This window comes from Sorangium sp. So ce327 (assembly GCF_051530205.1).
Classification (GTDB): Bacteria; Myxococcota_A; Polyangia; order Polyangiales; family Polyangiaceae; genus Sorangium; species Sorangium cellulosum_B.
On the sequence record NZ_CP150330.1, the window covers coordinates 10,167,377 to 10,190,153 of the forward strand.

Below are 22,777 nucleotides of genomic sequence, written 5' to 3' on the forward strand. Positions count from 1 at the left end.
AATGCATGTTGGGCGGAAAGGAAGAAGAAAAGATTCACAGGGAGGCGGGGAGGCGGGGAGGCGAGAGATGGGGATCAGTCGTTCGAACCGTCAGGCTCACCTCTCCACCTTGGTTTGTATGTCTCTCTCTCCTCCCCGTCTCCCCGTCTCCCTGTGTACTCTCTCTTTCTCTGTCTCCCGCCCAACGAACCGCTGGTGCTGACCGCGCTTCGCGCGGTGCCTCGTCGACCATCCACGATGCACTCAGCCCGAGGTGGTCGCGTTCATCGAGCGCGAGTTCGGTCCGGCGGTGGCTCAGGCACATTCGGCCAGGCTCGGCCCATCTCCCGACATGTCCGCCCGCTCCCGCGCAGCCGCGCTCGTCACCCCCCCGCGAGCAGCCGCGCGATCTCCCCGCGCTGGCGCCGCGCCGAGCGCGCCAGGGAGAGCTGCCCCGCCGCCCGGTACAGGTTGTGCGCGACCCGCGTCGGGAAGCGCGACGGGTCCCAGCCGAAGTACCGGTCCTCGAACGCATCCCGGCAGAACCTCGCCGCGAGCTCCAGGGCGATCCGCTCCGCCGCGTCCACGAGCGCCTCCCGCTCCTCCGCGCCGAACGGCCTCGCCTCGCGGTAGCCCGCCACGGCGGCGGCGAAGACCTCGAGATCGAAGCGCGTCTCGGTCGAGTCCTCCCCGACCGGGTTGCACCACGACCGCCACGCATCGCCGAGCTCCACGTCGATCGACTGCAGCGCCAGCGTGTCGAGGTCGAGCAGGCAGATCCCCTCCCCCGCCTCGGAGAAGCGCAGGTTCGAGATCTTGAGATCGCCGTGGCAGTGCCGCACCGGCAGGTCGAGCCGCCCCCGCCACGTGCGAAACGCGTCGAGGATGGCGTCCGCCAGCCGCCGCCCCTCGCCCCCGCTGGCCGCACCGTCCAGCCGCTCCATGTGGAGCGCCGTGTCGTGCGCGCCCGCGCGGACGTGGCGGTACACATGCTCGAGATCGTCCACCGCCCGGTGGAACCGGGCCGCGAGCTCCCCGGCGGCGCGCGCCAGCACAGGAGAGCCGACCCGGTGGTGCGTCCGGCCAGGGACGAAGTCCATCACCCGCCACACCGCGCCCTCGGCATCGCGCGCGCACAGGGCGCCGTCGCCGGCGCGCAGCAACCGCGGCGTCGCGAGGCCGCGGGCCGCCAGATGCGCCGTCACCGCCTCGATGTCGTCGTGGACCTCCGGGGCGAAGATGGGGCTCACCCGCTGGACCACGTACCGCGGAGGGTCGCCTGCCAGCCAGGTGCCGTTGATGAGGCCCTCGTCCTCGCAGCGGCGCACGGAGAGGCCGCTCAGGGGCGCCCACACGTCCGGGATCATCGGGGCGGGAGGCTAGCTGCGCTCGGTCTCGGGGGGCAAGGGAGGCGTCGAGACCGCCGAGACCGCCGGGACCGCCGCGGCACGCCGGCGCAGCATCCACTGCGCCCCGAGCCACGTGACGACGCCGGCGCCGAGGCCGAGCCAGGTGGACGCCGCGGGCGCGCCGGCGCGCTCCACCAGGAACGCCCCGCCGAGCAACGTCCCGCACAGGCCCACCGTGAGGGCCAGGTTGTCGGCGGCCGAGAGCCGGCCGACGAAACGATCCGGCGAGAGCCGCTGGATCTCCGTGCTCGACAGCACCCAGTTCGCCCCGCTGCCCAGGCCCCACACGAGCACGACCGCGAGCAGCGCCGCCGGGTGGCGGGTCACCGCGAACACCGCGATCGCCCCGAACGTGACCCAGACGGCCCCGGTCGCCGCGAGCTCGCCCCGCAGGCCGCGGCGGACCAGCGCGACGCCGACGAGCGGGCCGACCCCGGTGCCCGCGCCGCGCACGCACTGGAGGACGCCCAGCGTGAGCGCGCCCGTGCCCGCGAAGGGGAGCTGCGTCGCGACCAGGTTGAGCAAGAGGAGCGCCCCGCCGTTCGCCATGTGGACCGGCGTCTTCGCGAGCACCGCGGCGAGCAGCGGAGGCCGCTCCCACGCGTGCCGCCACGCGAGGACCATGTCGCGGCGCACCGACGCGAGCGCCGACAGCATGCCGCCCTCCGCCGGCCGCCCCTCCGCCACCATCGGGGGGAGCCCCCGGAGGAACAGCGCCGCCAGGCCGAACGACGCCGCGTCCAGGGCGAGCGCCGCCGCAGGGCCGAGCCCCGCGATCAGGCCCCCGACCGCCATCCCGACCGCGAACATGACGCTCCACGTCGCCGACGTGATCGCGTTCGCCTCGAGCAGTTCGTCCTCCTCGACCACATGGCGCAGCACCGCGCTCTGCGCCGGCAAGCGCAGCGCGCCCACCGACGCGCGCACGAAGACGAGGACCTGCACCCCGACCACGCTGCCGGCGACCGCGGCCCCCAGCATCCCGACCGTGAGCGCGCTCTGCGCCACGCTCGTCGCGACGAGCAGCCACCGCCGATCCAGCCGGTCCGCAAGCACCCCCGCCACGGGCGCGAACAGCGCGATCGGGAGGTGATGCCCCACCATCACCAGCGCGAGCGCCACGACCCCGCCCCCCTCGCCCCCCAGCGCGAGCAGGCTCACAGCGACGAAGCTCATCCAGTCGCCCAGCAGCGAGACGACCTCGCTCATCCAGACGCGACGGAACGCAGGACGGCAACGGAGCAGGAACAGGCCAGGACGGCGCTCCGGGCGCCTGCCGCTGTTCATCCAGGGCACACCATGCTAATCGCGCTCTGTCTCATGCGGATCTGCGCCATCATTCCCGCCTACCAGGCCGAGCGCAACGTGGGGGACGTCACACGGGAGGCGCTCCGGGTCCACGGCCTGGCCGGCACCGTGATCGTCGTGGACGACGGGTCGAGCGACAGGACGGCCGAGCGGGCGCGCGCGGCGGGCGCCACGGTGCTGAGCCACCCGGAGAACCTGGGCAAGGGCGCCGCCCTGCGCACCGGGATGGAGTTCGCCCTCGCCGCAGGCTTCGACGTCGCGGTCACGATCGACGCGGACGGACAGCACCCGCCGGAGGAGGCGCGGCGCCTCATCGAGGCCGACGCCGACCCCGAGGCGCTGGTGCTCGGCATCCGGGATCTCGTGGGCGCAGGCGCGCCGCGCGCGAACCAGATGTCGAACCGGATCTCGAACTTCTTCCTCTCCCTCTTCGCCGGCCGCCCCTTCGCGGACACCCAGTGCGGCCTGCGCCGCTACCCGCTCCGGACGACGCTGTCGCTCGGCGCCCGCGACGAGGGGTACGCCTTCGAGGCGGAGATCCTCCTGCGCGCGGTGGCCGCCGGCGTCCGCCTTGTCGAGGCGCCGATCCGGGTCATCTACCCGCCCGAGGGCGAGCGGCTCACCCACTTCGACAGCGTGCGCGATCCGGCGCGGATCATCCGCCGGGTGGTGGCGACGCTCGCGCTCACGCGCGGGCTCCGCCACGTGCCGACCGAGCCGGTGCTGGCCCCCGACCCCGTCCGCCCGGCCGCGGCGAGCGCGCTCGCCACGGAGCTCGACCCCCACCCGCGGCAGCCGGTGACGGCGCCTCCCTGATTTGCGGCCGCCGCGCCTCGCACGCCACCGCCGCAAGCTCCTCGCGGCCGCCGCGCTCCTCGCCGCGCCGGTCCTCGCGCACCTCGGCATCGCCGCCGCGACGCGGATCGAGCCGCCCCCGATCCGCGCGGCCGCCGGCGAGCCCGAGGCGAGGCCGGGGGGGCTGCGCGTGCTCGGCCCGGCCTACGTGCGCCCTCGCGGGCGGATCCTCGAGGCGCGCCTCTCCGGGTCGCCGGAGGAGATCGGGCACCAGCACGGGCGGCTCTTCTACCCGGAGATGGTCAAGAACGAGGGGACCCTCTACGAGCAGTTCCACCGCTACGTGCCGGTCGCCCCGCTCCGGTGGCTCATCATGGACCTGTCGCGCCTCGAGTTCCGCGGCGTCGACGAGGGCATGACCGACGGCGTGCGGCGCGAGATCGCCGCGCAGGCCCGCGCCTTCTCGCCCGACCCGTTCGACGGCGTCCTCCCCACGTACCACCGCTTCGTCTTCCTCCAGTCGCTCTACGACATCGCGCTCTCGTTCGAGCACTCGCCGCTCATCGGCTGCACGAGCTTCGCGCTCACCGGGACGGCGTCGGCGGACGGGCACGCGGTGCTCGCCCGCAACTTCGACTTCGAGGCCGGGCCCGTCTTCGACGAGGGCAAGGCGGTGTTCCTCGTCCACGAGCAGGGGAAGATCCCGTACGCCTCGGTGTCCTGGCCCGGCCTGATCGGCGCGGTGACGGGGATGAACGCCGAGGGCCTCGCGCTCGTCGTCCACGGCGGGCGGGCCGGCGAGCCGCGGGCGGCAGGCGAGCCGGTCGTCCACACGATGCGCGAGGTGCTCGGCCGCGCGCGGAGCGTCGACGAGGCGCTCGCGATCCTCGAGGCGCGCGCGCCGATGGTCTCCCACCTCGTGATGCTCGTCGACGCGGGCGGCGAGGCGGCGATCGCCGAGCGGGCGCCCGGCGCGCCGCTGCACGCGCGCCGGGGCCACGGCAAGGTCCCGCTCACCAACCACTTCGAGGGGCCGCTCGCGGGCGATCCGCGCAACCTCCGCGTCCAGGCCGAGACCTCGACCCGCCCGCGGCGCGAGCGCCTCGACGAGCGGCTCGCGGCGCTGCCCGAGGGCGCGACGATCGAGGCGGCGATCGACGTCCTGCGCGACCGGCGCGGGCGCGGCGGCGCGCCCCTGCCGCTCGGCGACCGGCGCGCGATCGACGCGCTCATCGCCACCCACGGGGTCGTCATGGACGCCACGGCGCGCGTCCTCTGGGTCAGCGAAGGCCCCCACCTCGCGGGCCGCTTCCTGCGCTTCGACCTCACCCGGCTGCTCAGCCCCACGTTCGACCCGGCGCTCGACACCGCCGAGCCCGACGCCATGCCCGAGGATCCGCTGCTCACGAGCGGCGACTACGCCGCCTGGGAGCGCGCGGGCTCACCCCACGAAGGCGGGGAGCGCGGCAACGACAATCCTTAAATAAGCAACGACAATCCTTAAATAAACAGACGCAACCAAATAACCGCTCCGTCCCTCGCGCAAGCGCGGCGGCGCCGCCTCCATGCCGTGACGCGGAGGTGGCAAGCGTGGCGAGCATGGCGAGCGAGCGCGACAGCCCCGCGCCCGGGATGCGCCTCATCCCACAGCGAGCACGAAAGCGCCGCGCCCGCGAGGATCCTCCCCGCAGCGCAGCGGCGACACACCCGGCGCGAAATCGCAAGTTTTCGGCGTGGTTTCGGGGTGCCCTCTCTCCCACGCCCATACACCGGAGGTGGGACACCTCTCGTCCGGCGTGGCCTTACCGCAAGATTGCCTAGCGCGACCTTCCGTCCGACAATGCGATTCGGGGCGCCAAGGTCGCGGCATCGGAGCGGCGACCGGGTCGACCAGACCATGACGGACATCAACCTGATCAACACGACCCTCGATCAACGGTACGTCATCCTCGGGCTGCTCGGGGAAGGCGGGATGGGGGCGGTCTACGAGGCACGGCACCTGGGCACCGGCCGCCGCGTCGCCGTCAAGGTGATCACGAGCAAGCTCGCGCAGGACGAGGCGGTGATGGCCCGCTTCGAGCGCGAGGCCAGGGCGGCCGGCGCGATCGACAGCGAGCACATCGCGAGCGTGCTCGATAGCGGCAGGGACCGCGCGACCGGCCTGCCCTTCCTCGTGATGGAGCTGCTCAACGGCGAGGACGTCGACCAGATGCTCCGGCGGCTCGGCCCCCTGCCGCCCGAGCTCGCGCTCTGCATCGTGGCCCAGGCGTGCATGGGCCTCATCAAGGCGCACGACGCGCGCGTCCTCCACCGCGACATCAAGCCCGCCAACCTGTTCCTGGCGCGGCGCGACGGGGGCGAGTACGCGGTCAAGCTCCTCGACTTCGGCGTCGCCAAGATCCAGGACGACACCTTCGAGCAGCAGAAGGAGCTCACGGCCACGAGCAACCTGATCGGCTCGCCGATCTACATGTCGCCCGAGCAGGCGCGCAACATGCGGGACGTCGACGGCAGGACCGACGTCTGGTCGCTCGGCATCGTCCTCTTCAAGATGCTCGCCGGGCGCACCCCCTACAGGAACTCGCGGGGGCTCGGCGAGCTCATCGTCGCGATCTGCTCGACCCCGGCGCCGCCCATCCAGAGCCTGGCGCCCTGGGTGCCCTACGAGGTCTCCGAGATCGTCCAGCGCGCGCTCCAGATCGACAGGAACCTGCGCTTCCAGAGCGCGGCGGAGATGCTCGACGAGTGCCGGATGCTCCTGTCGCACGGCATCTCGATCCACGAGAGCATGCTGCGGCCCCTCCCCGACTCGGTGCAGGCCGACATCCCGCCGCCCTCGCAGGGGCCGCCGAACCCCGACGCCTCGACGCGGCGCCCGCCCACGCCCGTGGGGACGCCCCGCAGCCGCACGCCGACGCCCGGGAGCACGTCCCGCAGCTGGCCGGACCCCGGCGACTTCTCGACGCGGCGCCCGCCCACGCCCGTGGGGACGCCCCGCAGCTGGCCCGAGCACGTCACGCACAGCGGGGCCCTCGGCCAGAGCGGCCACCACCACGCGACCCAGAGCGGTCACCACCACACGACCCAGAGCGGCCACCACGTGACCCCGCACGGCCTCCTGATCCGCGGGCTCCCGGACGGCCCGCCGCCATCGAGGACGGTCTCGGGCACCTCCGTGCCCTTCCACAAGACGATCATCGTGGCGGGCGACCAGCCCACCGCCCACGTGCGTCCCCGCAGCAGGGCGGCCCCGCTCGTGGTGGCGGCGGCGCTGGTCGCGGCGACGGGCGCCGGCGTCGGCGCCTGGCTGGTGCAGAAGACGACGGCGTCCGCGTCCGCCCCGGCGACCGGCGAGACGCAGCCCGCGCCGGCGGCCGCCGCCCCGGCCGCGCCCACCGCGGCGCCGGGCGCGTCCGCCGCGGCCGAGCCGGCCGTGCAGATCGATCCGGAGCGGCTCGGGAGCTTCAACCCGCTGCCGGCGGTCATCACGTCCTCGAGCAACCCGCTCACGGACGAGAAGATCAACCTCGGCCGGATGCTCTACTACGAGACGCGGATCTCGAAGAACCACGACCTCTCGTGCAACTCGTGCCACCCGCTCGATCGCTACGGCGCGGACGGCGCCAAGGTGTCGATCGGGCACGCGCACCAGAGCGGCCGCCGCAACACGCCGAGCGTGTACAACTCGGCGGGGTTCTTCTCGCTCATGTGGGACGGGCGCTTCGACAACGTCGAGGCGCAGGCCAACGGGCCGATGATGAACCCGAGCGAGATGGCGATGACGCCGGTGCGGCTGGAGGCGACGCTGCGCTCCATCCCGGAGTACGTGAAGGCGTTCGGCAGGGCGTTCCCGAGCGATCCGTGGCCCGTCAACGCCAACAACACCGCGAAGGCGCTCGGCGCGTTCGAGCGCAAGCTGATCACGCGCGGGCGGTGGGACCTGTTCCTGGAGGGGGAGCCCGAGGCCCTGACCAACGCGGAGAAGGAAGGGTTCAACACGTTCGTCGAGGTCGGCTGCGTGACGTGCCACTTCGGCCCGCACGTCGGGGCGACGATGTTCCAGAAGCTCGGCCTGGTGCGGTCGTGGCCCGACACGATGGACCGCGGCGTCTTCGAGATCACGAAGAAGCAGGCCGATTTCATGGTCTTCCGGGTGCCGACGCTCCGCAACGTGGCCATGACGGCGCCGTACTTCCACGACGGGTCCGTCTCGTCGCTGCAGGAGGCGGTGCGGCTCATGGGCAAGCACCAGCTCGGCAAGGACCTGTCCCATGCCCAGGTCGAGCAGATCGTGGTGTGGCTGAAGTCCCTGACGGGCGAGCTCCCGAAGGAGTACATCGCGAAGCCGGACCTGCCGGAGAGCGGGCCCAACACGCCGAAGCCCATTGCGGATTGAGCGCGGCCCGCTCGTCTGACATGACCATGTCGGAGGGCGAGGCGAGGATGCAGCGACGATCTTTCATGATGGGGCTCGCGGCGTGCGGCGGGGCGCTGTCGCTCGGCAGCCACGCGCGCCGCGCGCGCGCGGACGAGGTGGGCGACGCGCTCGCCGAGATCACGCGCGCGCGCGCGTCGGTGAAGACGCTGGTCGCGCCGTTCACGCAGGAGCGGAGCATCGGCCTGCTGGCGACGGCGGTGAAGAGCGACGGCGAGATGACGCTGGTGCTGCCCGACCGGCTCCGGTGGGAGCTGAAGCCGCCGGACGCGATCACCTACTGGATCACGCCCGAGGGGTTCGGCTTCGCGACGCCGAAGGGCGCGGCGGGCGCGGGGCGGGGCGCGGCGGGGCGCTTCGGGGCGGTGCTGTCGGACCTCCTGGTGCTGCTCGGCGGCGATCTCGGGAAGCTGCGGGCGCGCTACGATCTGTCGATCCCGAGCCGCGCGGACGGGATCACGCTGGCGGCGCGGCCGCGGGCCGAGGAGGTCGCGAAGCACGTGCGCAGCCTCGAGATGACCTCGGGGCCGGAGCTGTGGTCGGTGCGGCGCGTGGTCATCGAGGAGCGGAACGGCGACCGGAGCGTCATCGCGTTCGGCAAGGTGGCGCGGGACGTGAGCGTGGATCCGGCGCGGATGAAGGCGCCGAAGCAGGGCTGAGCGGGCGCCGAGCTCGTGCCCGGCGGCGCGCGAGGCAGCGCCGGGCCGCCGGCCCCCCGGGACACGGAAGCAGAGAAGAGCGCGGGCGTCGCGGCGCTGGAATACCTATCACGTCAAAACCCGGAGAATTTTCACAGGGAGGCGGGGAGGCGGGGAGGAAGAAGAAATGAATTTCTCCCTCTTGCTGTCTCTCGCTCCCCGCCTCCCCGTCTCCCTGTGAATTTCCTGCTTTTTCTCGTGGTTTCAACCCGTTTGTCGCTCTAGGCGAAGATCAGCACTCGCACTCGTCCTCCCCTTCATAGGACTTGGCGACGAAGCTCATGTCGTACGGGTAGTTCGCCTCGGGCGGCCCATAGACGCGGAGCAGCAGATCGTTCGCCGAACCCGCGCCCCCTCCGTCGAGCCATACCCGTCCATGATCGCTCTCCTCGGCCCCGAGGAGCTCCATCGTGGCAGCGCTGTAGACCTCCACGATCAACGTGTTCTCCGGGCCGGAGGGCGGAGTATATTGCTCACAACCCGCGCCGCACAGCTCTGCTCCGGAGGCCAGGACGCGAAGGCTCCAGTTGACCTCCTCGATCCCGAGAGAGGTGGTGTCGAGCAGGTACCAGTCCTCGTCGCCCTGGCAGAGGACGAAGTCGATCTTCGAAAACCACGCGCTGGGACCGAGGCTGTCGTCGGTATGGTCATACGCGAGCGGAGCAGCAGAGACGGACGCGTCGTTCGCCTCGTAGGCGTCGTCTGCGCAAACAGACGCTCCACCGCCCCCGGTCGCGGCCCCGCCTGCACCAGCCCCGCCAACGCCAACGCCGCTGCCGCCGCTGCCGCCGCTGCCGCTGCCGCTGCCGCTGATGGCGCTACCGCTGCCGCCGCTACCACCGCTACCACCGCTACCACCACTGCCGCTGACGGCGCTACCGCTGATGCCGGCACCGCCGCTGGCGCTGGCACCGCTGCCGCTGGCATCGCTGCCGCCGCCTCCTTCGGCGCCTGAGCCCGCGCCATCGTCCAGCCAGCGCGAGCAAGCCGTCGTTCCAAACAAAGACGCGCAGAGCGCTGCGAACCCCATGAGACGAACCGAGCTAGGAATGAGCGACATAGATAACTCCACTGGGCACAAATGAACAACGATCTCCAGGGCGAAACCTCGCCCTCGAGGCGCGAACATCGAGCGTTCGCACAAAGCAGGCTCAGAAGCGAATCATCAGCTCACATCAATTTTCATATTTCATACTTCATTCCTCCCTCCTTTCTCATGGCGCCATCCCTGCCGCGGCGTATCCTTGTCGGCGATGGATCCGCATCGTTCAATCGTCGCTCATCGCTCTCGTGATCGCCGCCGCCCTCATTGCCCTCCTTCGATGAGCTCGCGCGCCGATCGCGGAGCTCGCTTCCGGAGCATCGCGTGGGGCGCCGCGTTCGCCGCCGTCCTGGGGTGCCGTTCGTCGCCGCCTCCGCCGGCCCGCCAGGAGGTCATCGACATCCATGTGCACCTGACGGAGACCAGCGCGGTGGCACCATTGCTCGCGCACATGGCCAAGCATCACGTCGATCGCGCCGTCATCCTGGCGAGCCCGGATCTGACCAGCGGCCGCGGTGGCGCTGGCCTCTCCGGCTACCGCGCAGGCAACGACATCGTCCTCGACGCCGCGGCGGCTCACCGTGGAAAGCTCATTCCCTTCGTCACCCTGGATCTGGGTCACGACGATCTCGCGTACCTCGCCGAGCTGCGCAGTCGAGGCGCCTGCGGCGTGAAGCTTTACCAGGGGCACAACCTCTTCCACGAGCGTCCCCTCGACGACCCCTCGCACCAGGCGATGTGGCAGGCGCTCGCGGCTCAGGCGCTTCCGGTTCTGCTTCATGCCAACACCGTCCGTTACAGGAGCGAGCTCGAGGCGGTCCTGCGCGCCTTCCCCGACCTGCAGCTCGTGTGCGCGCACCTCTGCGGCAGCCGCACCGACCTCGCGCGCATGGAGTCCCTGATGGAGGCATTTCCACGCCTCCTCGTCGATACGAGCCATGGCTCCGCCGGCCCGGCGACAGAGGGGTTCGCGAGCCTCGAGCGGGAGCGCGCCCAGCTCCTCAGGCTGTTCTCTCGCTGGCCCGAGCGCTTCCTGTTCGGGACCGATCTCGTGACCAGCGGGCTGGACCCCATGTCCATGGAGCTGTGGGACCTGCAGGTGGAGTCGAACATGGGTCTCTTGAAAGAGGACAAGTTTCGCTTCTTCCGTCAAACCGCCGATCAGCCGGCCCGCACCATCGGCACCTATCAGGGCCTTCACCTGCCCCCCGAGCTCCTCGGCCCCGCCCTCGGGCAGAACGCCGCGCGATGGCTCGGCGCCTGCGTGCGCTGAGGGCCACCTCGCGGATCGCCGCCCGCGGCCTCAGGGGCCGAACTTCGCGAGGAAGATCGCCCGGGTAGGCGTCGGGGTCACCAGCGGCCCCGTGCCAAAGTCGATGGTGCCGAGGAACGGCCCGGCGGCGTACACGTCGCCGGTCGCGTCCATGGCCGTGGAATAGCCGTACTGTTGCCCCCTGCCGCCGGTGTGCTTCACCCAGCGGACCGTGCCCGCCGCATCGAGCTTCGCGACGAAGGCATCGCCATAGGTGCAGTCCATCAGACCCGTGCCGAAGTCGACGTCGCCGTAGATCAAGCCGGTGATCGCGAGCTCGCCGCCCGCGGTCGCCGCGACGTCCAGCGCCGTCTGCGGCCCATACTGCCCGAGGCGCCTGGCCCAGAGGAGCTCGCCTGCCGGGTTCAGCTTGGTCACGAAGGCGTTGCCGCCCCACGTGACAGAGCCGGGCTCGAGAGGACCGTACCCTCCCTCGCTCACCAGCGGACCTGCGCCGAAATCCACGCTTCCGAGGAACGTCCCGCTGATGACCACGTTTCCAGCGCCGTCGACCGCGACCCCGTACGCCCTCTGGAGCGCCTCGTCGCCGAACCGCTTGCTCCAGACGTGCTCACCGGCCGCGTCGAGCTTCGCCACGAAGATATCCTCGCTGCCCGCGGTGGTCAGCGGCCCGCCGCCGAGGTCGATCGCCTCAGCGAAATAGTCGCCGAAGCTGCCGGCGAGGACGACGCTGCCCGACGCGTCGAGCGCGACGTTGTGGATCTCCGTGTAGCCGAGCTGCTTATTCCAGAGGCAATTCCCCGCAGGGTCGAACTTCGCGATGAACGAGTCCATGTCACCGACGCTGGTCAGCGAGGCGCCGCAGACGCTGATCTGGCCCATGAACGTCCCTGCCACGACGACGTTCCCGGCTGCATCCATAGCGAGGCTGTCCGCCCATTGATCACCATCGACGCCGATCCGAGCCGACCAGACGTGATCTCCGTCTTGTGTGAAGACGGCCATGAAGGCGTCGCCACCCGACTCCTGCCCCACGAGCAAACCACCTCCGAAGTCGACGCCGGTCCCGTAAACCACCCCCGTCGTGGCAATGAGCCCCGCCTGGTTGACCGCGACGTCATGCGGGTAGACGGAACCGGTGAATTCCTTGTGCCAGAGGGGTTCTCCTTCGCCGTCGAATTTCGCGAGGGAGAAGGCCAGGGCGCCCCCGGTCGAGAGCGGACCGTCGCCGAAGTCGACGCCATCGGCAACCGTCGTCGCGACGACGAGGTTGCCGGGTTCGTCCACGGCGATGCGGCTGCCCACCCACACCTGGGGTTGGCGTGGATTCGCGGCGAAGTGCCGGCTCCACAGAGAATCGCCGCTGCCTACGGCGCCGCCGGCACCTGCGCCGCCGCTGCCGCCTGCGCCGCCGGCGCCTGCGCCGCCGCTGCCGACGGCGGCGTCGCTGCCGCCTGCGCCGCCGGCGCCGCCGCTGCCGGCCCCGCCCGCTCCGGTCGCGCCACCTCCGGCGCCCTCATCGCGTATGGGATCGAGCGGGATTCTGTCGCATGCGGCGACAAGCGTCATGAGCGCGGTGCATCCAGGGACGAGGAGCTGTTTCAAGGAGGCCTCTCCGATCTCGATTGAAGAAGTGCGCGTGGCTTGCTCCTATGAATGGCCGCCTGTCGTTGCGGCGGCTCACCGCTGGACGACGACGCCGAGCGAGAACGACGCGAGCGGGCTGAATGTCGAGATCACCCGTCCTGCAAACCGGATGTCGACAGGCGGGATCGCCGCGCCGCCGAGCGCACCCGCCGTGAGAACCACGGAGTCGACGAGCCGGAAACGCGCCTCGCCTCGCCCGTACACCAAGGCGGTGAACGTGGACTCGTCGCTGTCGATATAGGGCGGTCTCGCATCGCCGGACGCGCTCACGTAACCGAGACCCACGCCGGGGGAGAGGACGAGTCCGAACCGACGGCTCCTCTCGATGGGCGCCAGGGCGAGCTCGGCGCCGAAGAGCGAGCGGCGAAAGCGAACCTTGCCTTCCGCCGCCTCGATGTCCGGACCGACGATCGACAGGTCCGCCAGGAGCCCGACACCGACCCGGGCCGAGGGCCAGATCCGGAGCGAGGCATCGAGCGCCAGCGAGGCGCCAGGTGCCTGCCATCCCGCGGCGATCGCGACGCCGACCTCGACGAGCGGGACCCTGGGCGCCGCGGGCACCGCGAACGGCGGCGAGGGCGGCGCCCAGGCGCGAAGCGGCGGGCTCCGCCACTCCTTACCGGGCAACGCGGCGGGAGGCGCGGCGGGAGAGGGCTGGACCTGGGCCGGCGCGACGGCCGCCGGCTCCGGTGCGACGGCTCCGGCGGGGGCCCCGGCCGTCGACGCCGTCGACCGGAGCGCCCGCACCAGCTCGGCCGCGCGGAGCACCCGGGTGTCGAGCGGGCCGTCGGGCGCCACGCTCGCGACCAGGTCCGCGCGCCCGCTCGAGTCCGACCAGATCTCGATGGCCCCCTCCTCGCCTTCGGGGATGACGATGAGCAGCCCGCCGGAACCAGCCGCCACGGGGCCCGCCTGGACGTGGACCTGCAGGCCCGCCGCTTCGAGCTCCTGCGAGAGCCGGTACGCCAGCGCCCCGCGCGCGCCGGCGACGACCGTGATCGGCGGCGCCTCCTCGGCGGAGCACGGCGCTGCGAACGCCACGAACGCCAGCAAAGCGACGAGCGCGCAGCCGATCGAGCTCGCCACGGCGCGCGCCCCCGGCGAGCGCAGGCGGCGCCGGCGCGGCGGCGGCGACCTCCGCGGGAGGAGGCTCGATCCAGCGTTCAGGGTGCCGAACGGATCCCTCAATCGGCCCCATGGGCGAGCGTCGCCGCGAGCCCGGCGTGGGCGCCGTTCGGGTACGCCGCGAGGTAGCGCGCGGCGAGCTCGCGGGCGCGCGCGCGGAGCTGCAGGTTCCTCGCGCACTCTATCGAGCGGCCGAGCGCCTCCGGCGCGAGCGCGCCCCGCGGCCTCTCCGCGAGGTACACGGCGAACCAGCGCTCGGCCTCCGCCCAGGCGCCGCGCCCGTCGAACGCCATGCGGCCGAGGTGGTACGCCGCAGCGGCCGCGGCGTCGCTCCCGGCAAACCGCTGCCGCGCCGCCTCGTAGAACCTGGCCGCGACGTCCGGCTTGCGCGAGAGCCGCGCCGCGGAGCCGAGATCGACGAGCTCCGCGCCGCCGGCGCGCCCGAGCACCGTGTCGATGCCCAGGAGCTCCACGTCCGCGAGCGCCTCGCCGAGCTTGCCCGCGGCGAGGTGCGCGCGCCAGCGCTCGGCGGGGGCGTCGGCCAGGGGCTCACCCGCGCGGGGCCGCGGCGAGCCAAGGGCGGGTGGCGCGGGGGCGGGCGCGGGCGCGGATGCGGCGGCGCTCGCGCCCGGGAGGGGCGCGGGAGGCTGCGCGGAGGGGGTGGCCTCCGGATCAGGCGCCGGCGACGACGCCCGCGGCGCGGCGGATCGAGGAGCCGCGCACGCCAGCCGCGTCGCTTCGGGGGCGGCGAGGGCGCGCCCCGAGGGGTCGACGCAGGGGCCCAGGATGCGCACGCGGCCGGTGATCATCGAGACCGTGAGCTCCTCGGCTTCCGTGTTCCACGTGATGTCGAACTCGGTGCCGATCACGTGGACCTCGAAAGGCCCCCCGGCCACGACCCACCGGGTGTCGTCGCGATGCACGACGCGCACGCGCAGCGAGCCGCGCTCCAGGAGGACGCTCGCGCCCCGGGGGCCGACCTCGGTCACGCGGGCGCGCGTCCCGGGCGCGAGGTCCACGCGCGACCCGTCCGAGAAATCGAGCCCGACCTGCGACGCGTCCGCCGCCACCCACCGGCCGACGGCGCCCGGCGCCCCCGCGACCTGGTAGGTCAACGGATCTCCCGGCCGGAAGAGCACGAACCAGAGGACCGATGCGGCGACGCACGCCGCAGCGAGCGCGACGCCGAGGCGCCGCGAGCGGGGAGCCGCCCTGGCGCTCAGCGAGAGCGCGGCCTCCTTGCGGTAGATCGCCTCGAGTCGATCCGTGGTCGACGGCCGCACCCGCCGCTCGAGCGCGGCATCCTGGTGCGCGGCGACCCGGCGCCCCACGGCCGCGACGTCTTTGGTCCTCAGGTCCATCGATCGCCCTCCGCGAGCCAGGAAGACAGCACTTCATCCTTCTTGCAGCGCTCGACGAACGCGAGCTCCGCGCGCTGGATCCGGCGCTTGACGGTGGCGAGCGACACCTTGCACGCGGCGGCCACCTCCGCGAGCTCCTGGCCCTCGACGATGCGCAGCGTGAAGGCCAGCCGATCGTCGGCGTCGAGCGTCTCCAGGGCGCGGTAGAAGGCACGCACGCCCTGCCGGGCCTCCGGATCGGCGCTGGCCGCGACCTCCGGCAGCTCGTCGCTCGCGAAGAACGCGAGCCAGCGGTGCCTGCGCCTCTTGCGGAGCGCCTCGCGCGCGACGAACACGGTGACGCTTGTGATGAAGGGCTTCAGCGCCTCGGGCTCGCGCACGTCGTCGATGCGGGAGAACACCCGGGCGAACACGTCCTGGACCAGATCCTCGAGGCTCCGGACGTCGCCCAGGATGCGAAACAGCATCCGCTCGACGAGGCCCGCATAGGTGTCGAGCAGGCGGCGCTCCGCCGCGGGGTTCCGAGCGTGCAGGCCGCGCAGGATGTCGGGTGAGGTGAGCTGCGCGCCGGCAGGGCGGTCCGGCGGACGGGGCTTTCCAACGACGCGGAGGTGCACGGACATGGGGCAGCCTCTAAGATGGCCGGCCCCCGCCCCAACGGCTCAGAGCGGGCGTGCAGCCTCGCCCTGCGCCCCCGCCCGGCGAGCTGATGCGTGAGCGCTGGCGCGCGAGTGCCATTCGCCAGTTTGCGACAGAGCGAGCGCTGGATCTCTTCATGCGACCGGGCCCGTCGCCGGCGTCGTTCTAAACAATAAATAACATTACTTAACAATCGCATCCCTACGAGGCGATCATGGAGTGAGCGCGCGCCGCACATCACCGCGCTACAGGCTTCTTCCGCATCATCAGAGGACGTCATGCTCCGTCGATTGGTGGGCTAGACAAGGCCTCTCCTTCGTGGCATGACCTGCGCCCGTTGCTCGAGCGTTCCCCGTAACCCACGATCCTCTCGGGCTCGCAGCTGAGCGAGCGCCGAGCCCGGTGGATCACCTCGACCGTTGGCGCCCCCTGCATCCCCCGCGAAGCCTTCGATGCGCTGCGGGAAGCATGCATCGATTCGATAGGTGAAGCGCCTGGGCGCGCGCAGGTGGTCTTGCGTGCTTGAATCGAAAGGAACCGTTCGTGACACTTGGCATGACTTTTTCTGGGCATACGCCCGGCGACGCACAGGATGCTCTGTCTGGATCTCGGAGCGCCATAACGTCGCTGCCTGAGCTGCTCGCTCGCCGCGCGGAAGAGCTCGGCGACGCACCCGCGTACGTCCATCTCCACGAAGGCGAGGAGGAGACGGCGGCGCTCTCGTTCGCCGCGCTCCACGCCCGTGCTCGAACGATCGCCGCCTTCCTCCGCGCGCGCTATCCGCCGAAGAGCCGAGTCCTCCTGCTGTTCGGCCCTGGGCTCGAGTTCATCGAGGCGTTCTTCGGCTGTCTGCTGGCGGACATGGTGGCTGTTCCCACCTCGCTCCCGCGGCCGAATCGGGCGGAGTCTCGGTTCGACGCCATCACGGCCGACTGTGCCCCTGCGTGCACGATCGTCGCGAGAGCCACGCCGCGGGAGCGGAGCGCGCCGAACTCGCGCTCCGGGCTCGCCGTTCACACGCTGGAGGAGTGCTCCTCGGGCGCCGACGCCGGACGCGCGGGCGGCGCGCGTGGCGTCGAGGACGCGCGCGCCGCGCGCGGCACGACAGACGACGTCGCGTACCTGCAATATACCTCCGGCTCGACCTCCAGCCCCAAGGGCGTGATGGTCAGCCATCGCAACGTCCTCGAGAACTGCCGCATGATCGCCGACGGGTTCGGGATCGAGCGCGGCGACACCTTCGTCAGCTGGCTGCCCCACTTCCACGATCTGGGGCTGATCCACGGGATCATGCTGCCGCTCTTCGTGGGCGGCAGATGCACCAGCATGCCTCCGGCGTCGTTCGTCCTCCGGCCCATGCGCTGGCTCGAGGCGCTGTCGCGCCACCGCGGCCACCACAGCGCGGCGCCGAACTTCGCCTTCGATCTCTGCGTGACGAGCTCGACCGCCGAGCAGCGCGCCCGGCTCGATCTCTCCGCGTGGAGGACGGTGATCAACGGGGCCGAGCCCGTCCGCGCGGGGACCCTCGCGCGCTTCATCGCGGCCTTCGCGCCGAGCGGATTCCAGCCCGACGCGCTGCGACCCTCCTATGGCCTGGCCGAGGCGACGCTGGTGGTCAGCGCCTCGCCGAGGCGCCCGCCGCTCGTCGTCAAGGTGAGCTCCACGGAGCTGCAACAGGGGCGGGCGCGCGCCTGCGCCGCCGCGGAGTCCGGCGCACAGGAGCTCGCGAGCTGCGGCCGGCCCCTGCCCGGCACGCGCGTCGCGATCGTCGATCCAGCCAGCGGAGAGCCTGCGCCGGATCTGCAGGTAGGCGAGGTGTGGGTCGAGAGCAGCGCGGTGGTGAGCGGCTACTGGGAGAATCCCGAGGCGACGAGCGCGTCGTTCGGCGCGCGGCTGCGCGGGACAGGCGACCTGCGCTTCCTGCGGACCGGCGATCTCGGGTTCATGCAGGAGGGGGAGCTGTTCATCACAGGGCGGCTCAAGGACGTCATCATCGTCCGGGGGCGCAATCACTATCCGCAGGACATCGAGCTCGCGGTGTGCTCCGCGCACGAGGCCTTTGCGCCCGACGGGGGAGCAGCCTTCTCCGTGCGAGTCGAGGATGGGTTGAGCCTCCCTGCCGAGGAGCCGGAGGCGATCGTCGTCTGCCAGGAGATCAAGCGCGGGCAGCGCGGGCTCGATCTCGAGGCGCTCGCGCGCGCCGCTCGGCGCGCCGTGGCGCAGCAGTTCGGGCTGCCGGTGCACGCGGTCGTGCTCCTCCCCCCGCGCCGCCTCCCCAAGACCACGAGCGGGAAAGTGCAGCGGAAGGCGTGCAAGGCGGCCTTTCTGCGCGGCGAGCTGGAGCCCCTCGGCGTGTTTCACGGCGGGCCGACGGGCGATGGAGCGCCCGTCGCGGCCCAGGACGGGGCGTCCGCGGCAGCCAGCGCGAAGCCCAATGGATCGAGCTGTACCGCGCGCCTCGGGGCGCTCGTGGGAGAGATCCTTCAGGTGGACGCCGCGCAGCTGCGCTGGGACGTACCGCTCGTCGAGGTCGGGCTCGAGTCGGTCAAGGCCATCCAGCTCGCGGAGCGCATCGCCGGGCTCAGCGGCAGGCAGATCTCGCCCGTGAGCTTGATCGAGGGAATGACGTTGAACGAGCTGTCGCGCCTGCTCGCCGAGCCGCCCTCGCCCGGCGGCCGCGAGGAGGAGGTCCCCGCCGTCAGCCCGGGTGACGACGATCCCGAAGCGCCCTTTCGCCAGACCGCCGTTCAACGGGCGTATCTCGTCGGGCGCGAGAGCGCCTTCGACCTCGGGGGCGTCGGCTGTCACGGCTACATCGAGCGGGAGTGCGATGGACTGGATCTCGAGCGCTTCGAGCAAGCGTGGAATCGGGTCATCGCACGGCACGGGATGCTCAGGGCCGTGTTCACCGGAGATGGGCTCCAGCGGGTGCAGCGGACGGTGCCCCGCTTCGAGCCGAAGATCTGGGATCTCCGCGCGATGACGCCGGCCGACGCCGGCCGGGCGCTCGATGACATCCGTCATCGGCTGTCCCACCGCGTGTTCACGCCCACGGAATGGCCCCTGTTCGACGCCGGCGTGTCGCTCCTTCCAGACGGCCGGCGCCGCGTGCACATCAACCTGGATCTCCTCGCGCTCGACGCCTGGAGCTGCGGGATCGTCTCGCGCGATCTGGAGCGCTTCTACGAGCGGCCCGAGCTCGATCTACCGCTGCTCGGCGTGACCTTCCGGGACTGCATCGTGGATGCGGAGCGCCACCGGCAGACACCGGATCACGAGCGCTCGCTTGCGTTCTGGCGCGAGCGCGTGGCGAGCCTCCCCCCCGCGCCCGACCTGCCGCTCGCCAGGAAGCCTCGAGAGGTCACGCCGCCCCGGTTCGTGCGGCACAGGGGGCGCCTCGACGGGTCCGCGTGGGAATCGCTGAAGAGCCGGGCGAAGGCGAGCCGCCTCACGCCATCGGCCGTCATCCTCGCGGCGTTCGCCCAGGTGCTCGGGAAGTGGAGCGCCCGCCCGGAGTTCTCGCTCACGCTGACGTCGTTCGAGCGCCCGCGGCTGCACGAGGACGTCGCGGAGATCGTCGGCGACTTCACCACCGTGGTGCTCGTGGGCTTCGACGTGGGCGGGCGCAAAGCGGTCTCCGAGCTGGCGCGCGCCACCCAGGACCAGATCTGGAGGGCGATCGAGCACCGGCGCGCGGGGGCTATCCCGGCGCTCCGCCATGCGCGCGCGCCGAGCGTCCCCGTGGTGTTCACGAGCCTGCTCGGCCAGGGAGGGGCCGAGCCGCAGTCGCTGTTCTCCTGGCTCGGCCAGGAGGTCTTCATGATCACCCAGACGCCGCAGGTGTGGCTCGATCATCAGGTGACCGAGGACCAGGGGGAGCTCGCGTTCTCCTGGGATGTCGTCGACGGGCTCTTCCCCGAGGGGATGGTCGGAGCGATGCTCGAGTCCTATCTGGATCTGCTCGCGCGGCTGGCGCGCGGCGACGAGGCGCTCCAGCGGGCGAGGGTCGCGCTCCCGATCGCGCAGCAGGAGGCGCGCGCCCGGATGAACCGGACGCAGCGAGCCGCGCCGGAGGAGCTGCTCCACGCGGCGTTCCTCCGGAGCGCGGCGGCCCGCGGCGGGTCGCCCGCGGTGATCGCGCCCGAGGGGAGCATCACCTACGGTGAGCTCGACCGGCAGAGCAACGCCCTCGGCCGAGCCTTGCGGGGCCGCGGCGCGCGCCCCAACACCCTCGTCGCCATCGCCTGCGAGAAGGGCATTCCGCAGGCGCTCGGGGCGCTCGGCGTCCTCAAGTCCGGGGCTGCCTACCTTCCCGTCGATCCGGCGTGGCCCCGAGAGCGGCTCTGGGGGATCCTGGCGCAGGGCGAGGCGCAGATCGTCCTCACCCAGGCGCGGTTCGCGGAGCCGGCCCGGTGGCCCGCGGGGACGATCGTCGTGCCCCTCGACGCGCCGTGCGGGCTTTCAGAGGACGAGTCGCCCCTCGAGGCCGCTCAGCGGCCCGACGATCTGGCCTACGTCATCTTCACCTCGGGCTCGACGGGGAGGCCGAAGGGCGTGGCGATCGATCACCGCGGCGCCGTGAACACCCTCGCGGACGTGAACGCGCGCCTCGGCGTGAACGCGTCCGATCGTGTCCTGTCGCTCTCGTCGCTCGCCTTCGATCTGTCGGTCTACGACCTCTTCGGCCTGTGGGCGGCGGGGGGCGCGGTGGTGCTGCCCGAGCCGGCCCGGCTGCGCGATCCCGGCCACTGGGAGGAGCTGATGTCCCGGCACGGCGTGACGCTGTGGAACACCGTCCCGGCGCTCATGCAGATGCTCGTCGAGCACCGGGCGGAGCGCCCGGGCGCCCCCGCGCCCCTGCGCGCCGCGCTCCTCAGCGGGGACTGGATCCCCGTGACCCTGCCCGATCGCATCCGCGAGGCGTTCCCGGGCGCGTCGGTGCTGAGCCTCGGCGGGGCGACGGAGGCGTCGATCTGGTCCATCGCCTATCCGATCACCCGCGTGGATCCGAGCTGGAAGAGCGTCCCTTACGGCAAGCCGCTCGCGAACCAGCGGTTTTACGTGCTCGACGGGGCGATGGAGCCGTGTCCCGACGGGGTGCCCGGGCGCCTCTACATCGGCGGCGTGGGCCTCGCGCGCGGCTACTGGCGGGACGAGGAGCGGACGCGCGAGCGCTTCGTGACACACCCGGAGACCGGAGAGCGGCTGTACTGGACCGGCGACCTCGGACGCTGTCTGCCGGACGGGAACATCGAGTTCCTGGGACGCGAAGACTTCCAGGTGAAGATTCAAGGGCACAGGATCGAGCTCGAGGAGATCGAGGCCGCGCTGCTCCAGCACCCCGACGTGGCGAGCGCCGCTGTCTCGGTGGGGAGCACGGCGAGCGGTGGAAAGCGGCTCATCGCCCACGTCGTTCCGGCCCCGGGCAGGGCGCTCGAGGCGCCCGCGCTGCGGGCGTTCATCGCCTCGAAGCTCCCGGACTACATGGTGCCGGGCGCCTTCGTGGAGACGTCCCACCTCCCCCTCACCAGCAACGGCAAGGTCGATCGCAGCGCCCTTCCGGATCCAGCGAGCGAGTCCGGCGAGCGCGCCGGGAGCATCGCGCACGTGACGGCCCGGGAGGGCGCGGCGGACCCGGAGGTCCCCTTGCTGCAGGATCCGATCGCGAGGCTGAAGTTCAAGCTGAGCAAGCCGGCGCAGCGCGATGATCTCTCCGGGGCCGCCATCCCCCTCATCGCCCGCGCGCGCACGGACGAGGATCTCTCGGCGTTCGCGCGGCGGCGCAGCTATCGCGAGTTCCGGAGCGAGCCCATCACCTTCGAACGCCTGGCGCGCTTCCTGAGGCAGCTGTCTCCGGTGAGGTTGCCAGGGTATCCGCTCGCCAAGCAGCTCTACGCCTCGGCGGGCAACCTGTATCCGGTGCACGTGTATCTGTATGTGAAGCCGGATCGGATCGAGCGGGTCCCCGGAGGCACGTACTACTTCCACCCCGAGCGGGAGCAGCTGGTCACGATCCAGCCCGGCGCGCACATCGACCGGTCGGTCCACGGGGGCCCCAACGGGCAGGCGTTCGACAGCTCGGCGTTCAGCGTGTATCTCGTGGCGGATCTCGGCGCCATCGAGCCGGTGTACGGCAGCCGGGCGCGGGATCTGTGCCTCATGGAGGCCGGCGTCATCGCCCATCTGCTCGAGTCGACGGCGCCGGATCACCAGATCGGCCTCTGCCAGACGGGTGGGTTCGACTTCGCGCAGGTCGCCCACCTCTTCCAGGTCGGCCCGCGCCACGAATACCTCCACGGCCTCGTCGGGGGGGGCATCTCGGACTCGGACACCACCCTCGAGGCGCTGGCCCGCGAGTCGGCGGCGCTGGCAGCCATGGTCGACGCCGCGACGCGCGCCGCGTCGCCGCAGGGCGCCGCGCTGGCTAGGCCGGAGCGGCCGCGCGATGGGCTCGCGCGAGCGCTCTCGTCGTACGTCGCAGAGCGCTGGACGGAGGAGCCCGTCAGGGTGGTCGTCGCCGACAGGCTCCCTGGGTCGGCGGAGGGCGCGCTGCGGTCGGTCCCGAAAGGCGCGCAGTGGTCAGTCCCCCAGGACGCGCCGCCACTCGCGGAGGGAGCCAGGGCGAGGCCCGCCGCGGTGGCGAGCGACGGCCTGGAGAGCGCCATCGCCCGCATCTGGGCCGAGGTGCTGAGGCGCCCGCGCGTCGGTCACGACGACAACTTCTTCGACCTCGGGGGCGACTCGCTCCTTCTCGTCAGCATGGCGCGCGGCCTCCGCGAGCGCTTCAACCGCGATGTTCCCCTTGTGCACCTGTTCGAGCATCCGACGGTGTCCCAGCAGGCGGCCTACCTGAGGACGCTCGGGGTGAACGCGCCCCCCTCGACGAGAGGCGAGGATGCCGCGGCGGTCGGGGCCGCGCCGCGCGCAGCGGAGGGCGGCCGGTTCGACGCCATCGCAGCGCGCGCCCAGCGGCAGCGCGAGCGAGGTCTGGAGCGGCGCGCGCTCGCGCCGTCCGCGCTGTCCACGTCAGAGCAGGCCTCGCGCCAGGGCAAACCGGAGGAGTGAG

Annotated in this window: 13 protein-coding genes; 6 read left to right on the forward strand and 7 right to left on the reverse strand. The window is 72.0% G+C overall.

All coding sequences use genetic code 11. The features are described from left to right. Window positions 1-362 precede the first annotated feature (362 nt). Complete coding sequence (locus WME95_RS38060) at window positions 363-1,346, reverse strand: phosphotransferase enzyme family protein (RefSeq protein WP_437904201.1); 984 nt, start codon at window positions 1,344-1,346, stop codon at window positions 363-365. A gap of 12 nt (window positions 1,347-1,358) precedes the next feature. Continuing rightward, window positions 1,359-2,675, reverse strand: a complete 1,317-nt coding sequence (locus WME95_RS38065; RefSeq protein ID WP_437904202.1) for an MFS transporter — start codon at window positions 2,673-2,675, stop codon at window positions 1,359-1,361. Window positions 2,676-2,708: 33 nt separating this feature from the next. On the opposite strand from WME95_RS38065, the gene WME95_RS38070 reads away from it, so the two are divergent. The 4 genes from WME95_RS38070 (at window position 2,709) to WME95_RS38085 (ending at window position 8,585) form a co-directional block, all read left to right on the forward strand. Next, a complete protein-coding gene (locus WME95_RS38070; RefSeq protein ID WP_437904203.1) occupies window positions 2,709-3,512 on the forward strand; it encodes a glycosyltransferase family 2 protein in 804 nt (267 codons plus the stop codon). Between the two features lies 1 nt (window position 3,513). After that, a complete protein-coding gene (locus WME95_RS38075) occupies window positions 3,514-4,974 on the forward strand; it encodes a C45 family autoproteolytic acyltransferase/hydolase (RefSeq protein ID WP_437904204.1) in 1,461 nt (486 codons plus the stop codon). 414 nt (window positions 4,975-5,388) lie between these two features. Then, complete coding sequence (locus WME95_RS38080) at window positions 5,389-7,887, forward strand: cytochrome c peroxidase (protein WP_437904205.1); 2,499 nt, start codon at window positions 5,389-5,391, stop codon at window positions 7,885-7,887. A 47-nt stretch (window positions 7,888-7,934) separates the two neighbouring features. Then, window positions 7,935-8,585, forward strand: coding sequence for a LolA family protein (locus tag WME95_RS38085; RefSeq protein ID WP_437904206.1), 651 nt, complete (start codon window positions 7,935-7,937; stop codon window positions 8,583-8,585). Between the two features lie 271 nt (window positions 8,586-8,856). On the opposite strand, the gene WME95_RS38090 is transcribed toward WME95_RS38085, so the two are convergent. Next, window positions 8,857-9,654, reverse strand: a complete 798-nt coding sequence (locus WME95_RS38090) for a hypothetical protein (RefSeq protein ID WP_437904207.1) — start codon at window positions 9,652-9,654, stop codon at window positions 8,857-8,859. Window positions 9,655-9,946: 292 nt separating this feature from the next. Here WME95_RS38090 and WME95_RS38095 point away from each other — a divergent pair, with 292 nt between their 5' ends. Further along, the gene (locus tag WME95_RS38095) at window positions 9,947-10,939 is read left to right on the forward strand and encodes an amidohydrolase family protein (RefSeq protein ID WP_437904208.1); all 993 of its coding nucleotides are present in this window, start codon (window positions 9,947-9,949) and stop codon (window positions 10,937-10,939) included. Between the two features lie 30 nt (window positions 10,940-10,969). Here the strand turns inward: WME95_RS38095 and WME95_RS38100 are convergent, their stop codons facing one another. From WME95_RS38100 to WME95_RS38115, 4 genes are all read right to left on the reverse strand, one after another. Further along, window positions 10,970-12,544 carry a hypothetical protein gene (locus tag WME95_RS38100; RefSeq protein ID WP_437904209.1) on the reverse strand — a complete coding sequence of 525 codons (1,575 nt, stop codon included), beginning with the start codon at window positions 12,542-12,544 and terminating at the stop codon, window positions 10,970-10,972. 75 nt (window positions 12,545-12,619) lie between these two features. Further along, complete coding sequence (locus WME95_RS38105) at window positions 12,620-13,672, reverse strand: hypothetical protein (RefSeq protein ID WP_437904210.1); 1,053 nt, start codon at window positions 13,670-13,672, stop codon at window positions 12,620-12,622. A gap of 98 nt (window positions 13,673-13,770) precedes the next feature. Then, window positions 13,771-15,072 (reverse strand): FecR domain-containing protein, encoded by a 1,302-nt coding sequence (locus tag WME95_RS38110; RefSeq protein ID WP_437904211.1) that lies wholly within the window; start codon window positions 15,070-15,072, stop codon window positions 13,771-13,773. Beyond that, window positions 15,063-15,695 carry an RNA polymerase sigma factor gene (locus tag WME95_RS38115; RefSeq protein ID WP_437544827.1) on the reverse strand — a complete coding sequence of 211 codons (633 nt, stop codon included), beginning with the start codon at window positions 15,693-15,695 and terminating at the stop codon, window positions 15,063-15,065. Before WME95_RS38115 ends, WME95_RS38110 begins: the two co-directional genes overlap by 10 nt. Window positions 15,696-16,254: 559 nt before the next feature. Here WME95_RS38115 and WME95_RS38120 point away from each other — a divergent pair. After that, window positions 16,255-22,776, forward strand: a complete 6,522-nt coding sequence (locus tag WME95_RS38120) for an amino acid adenylation domain-containing protein (RefSeq protein WP_437904212.1) — start codon at window positions 16,255-16,257, stop codon at window positions 22,774-22,776. Window position 22,777: the final 1 nt, after the last annotated feature.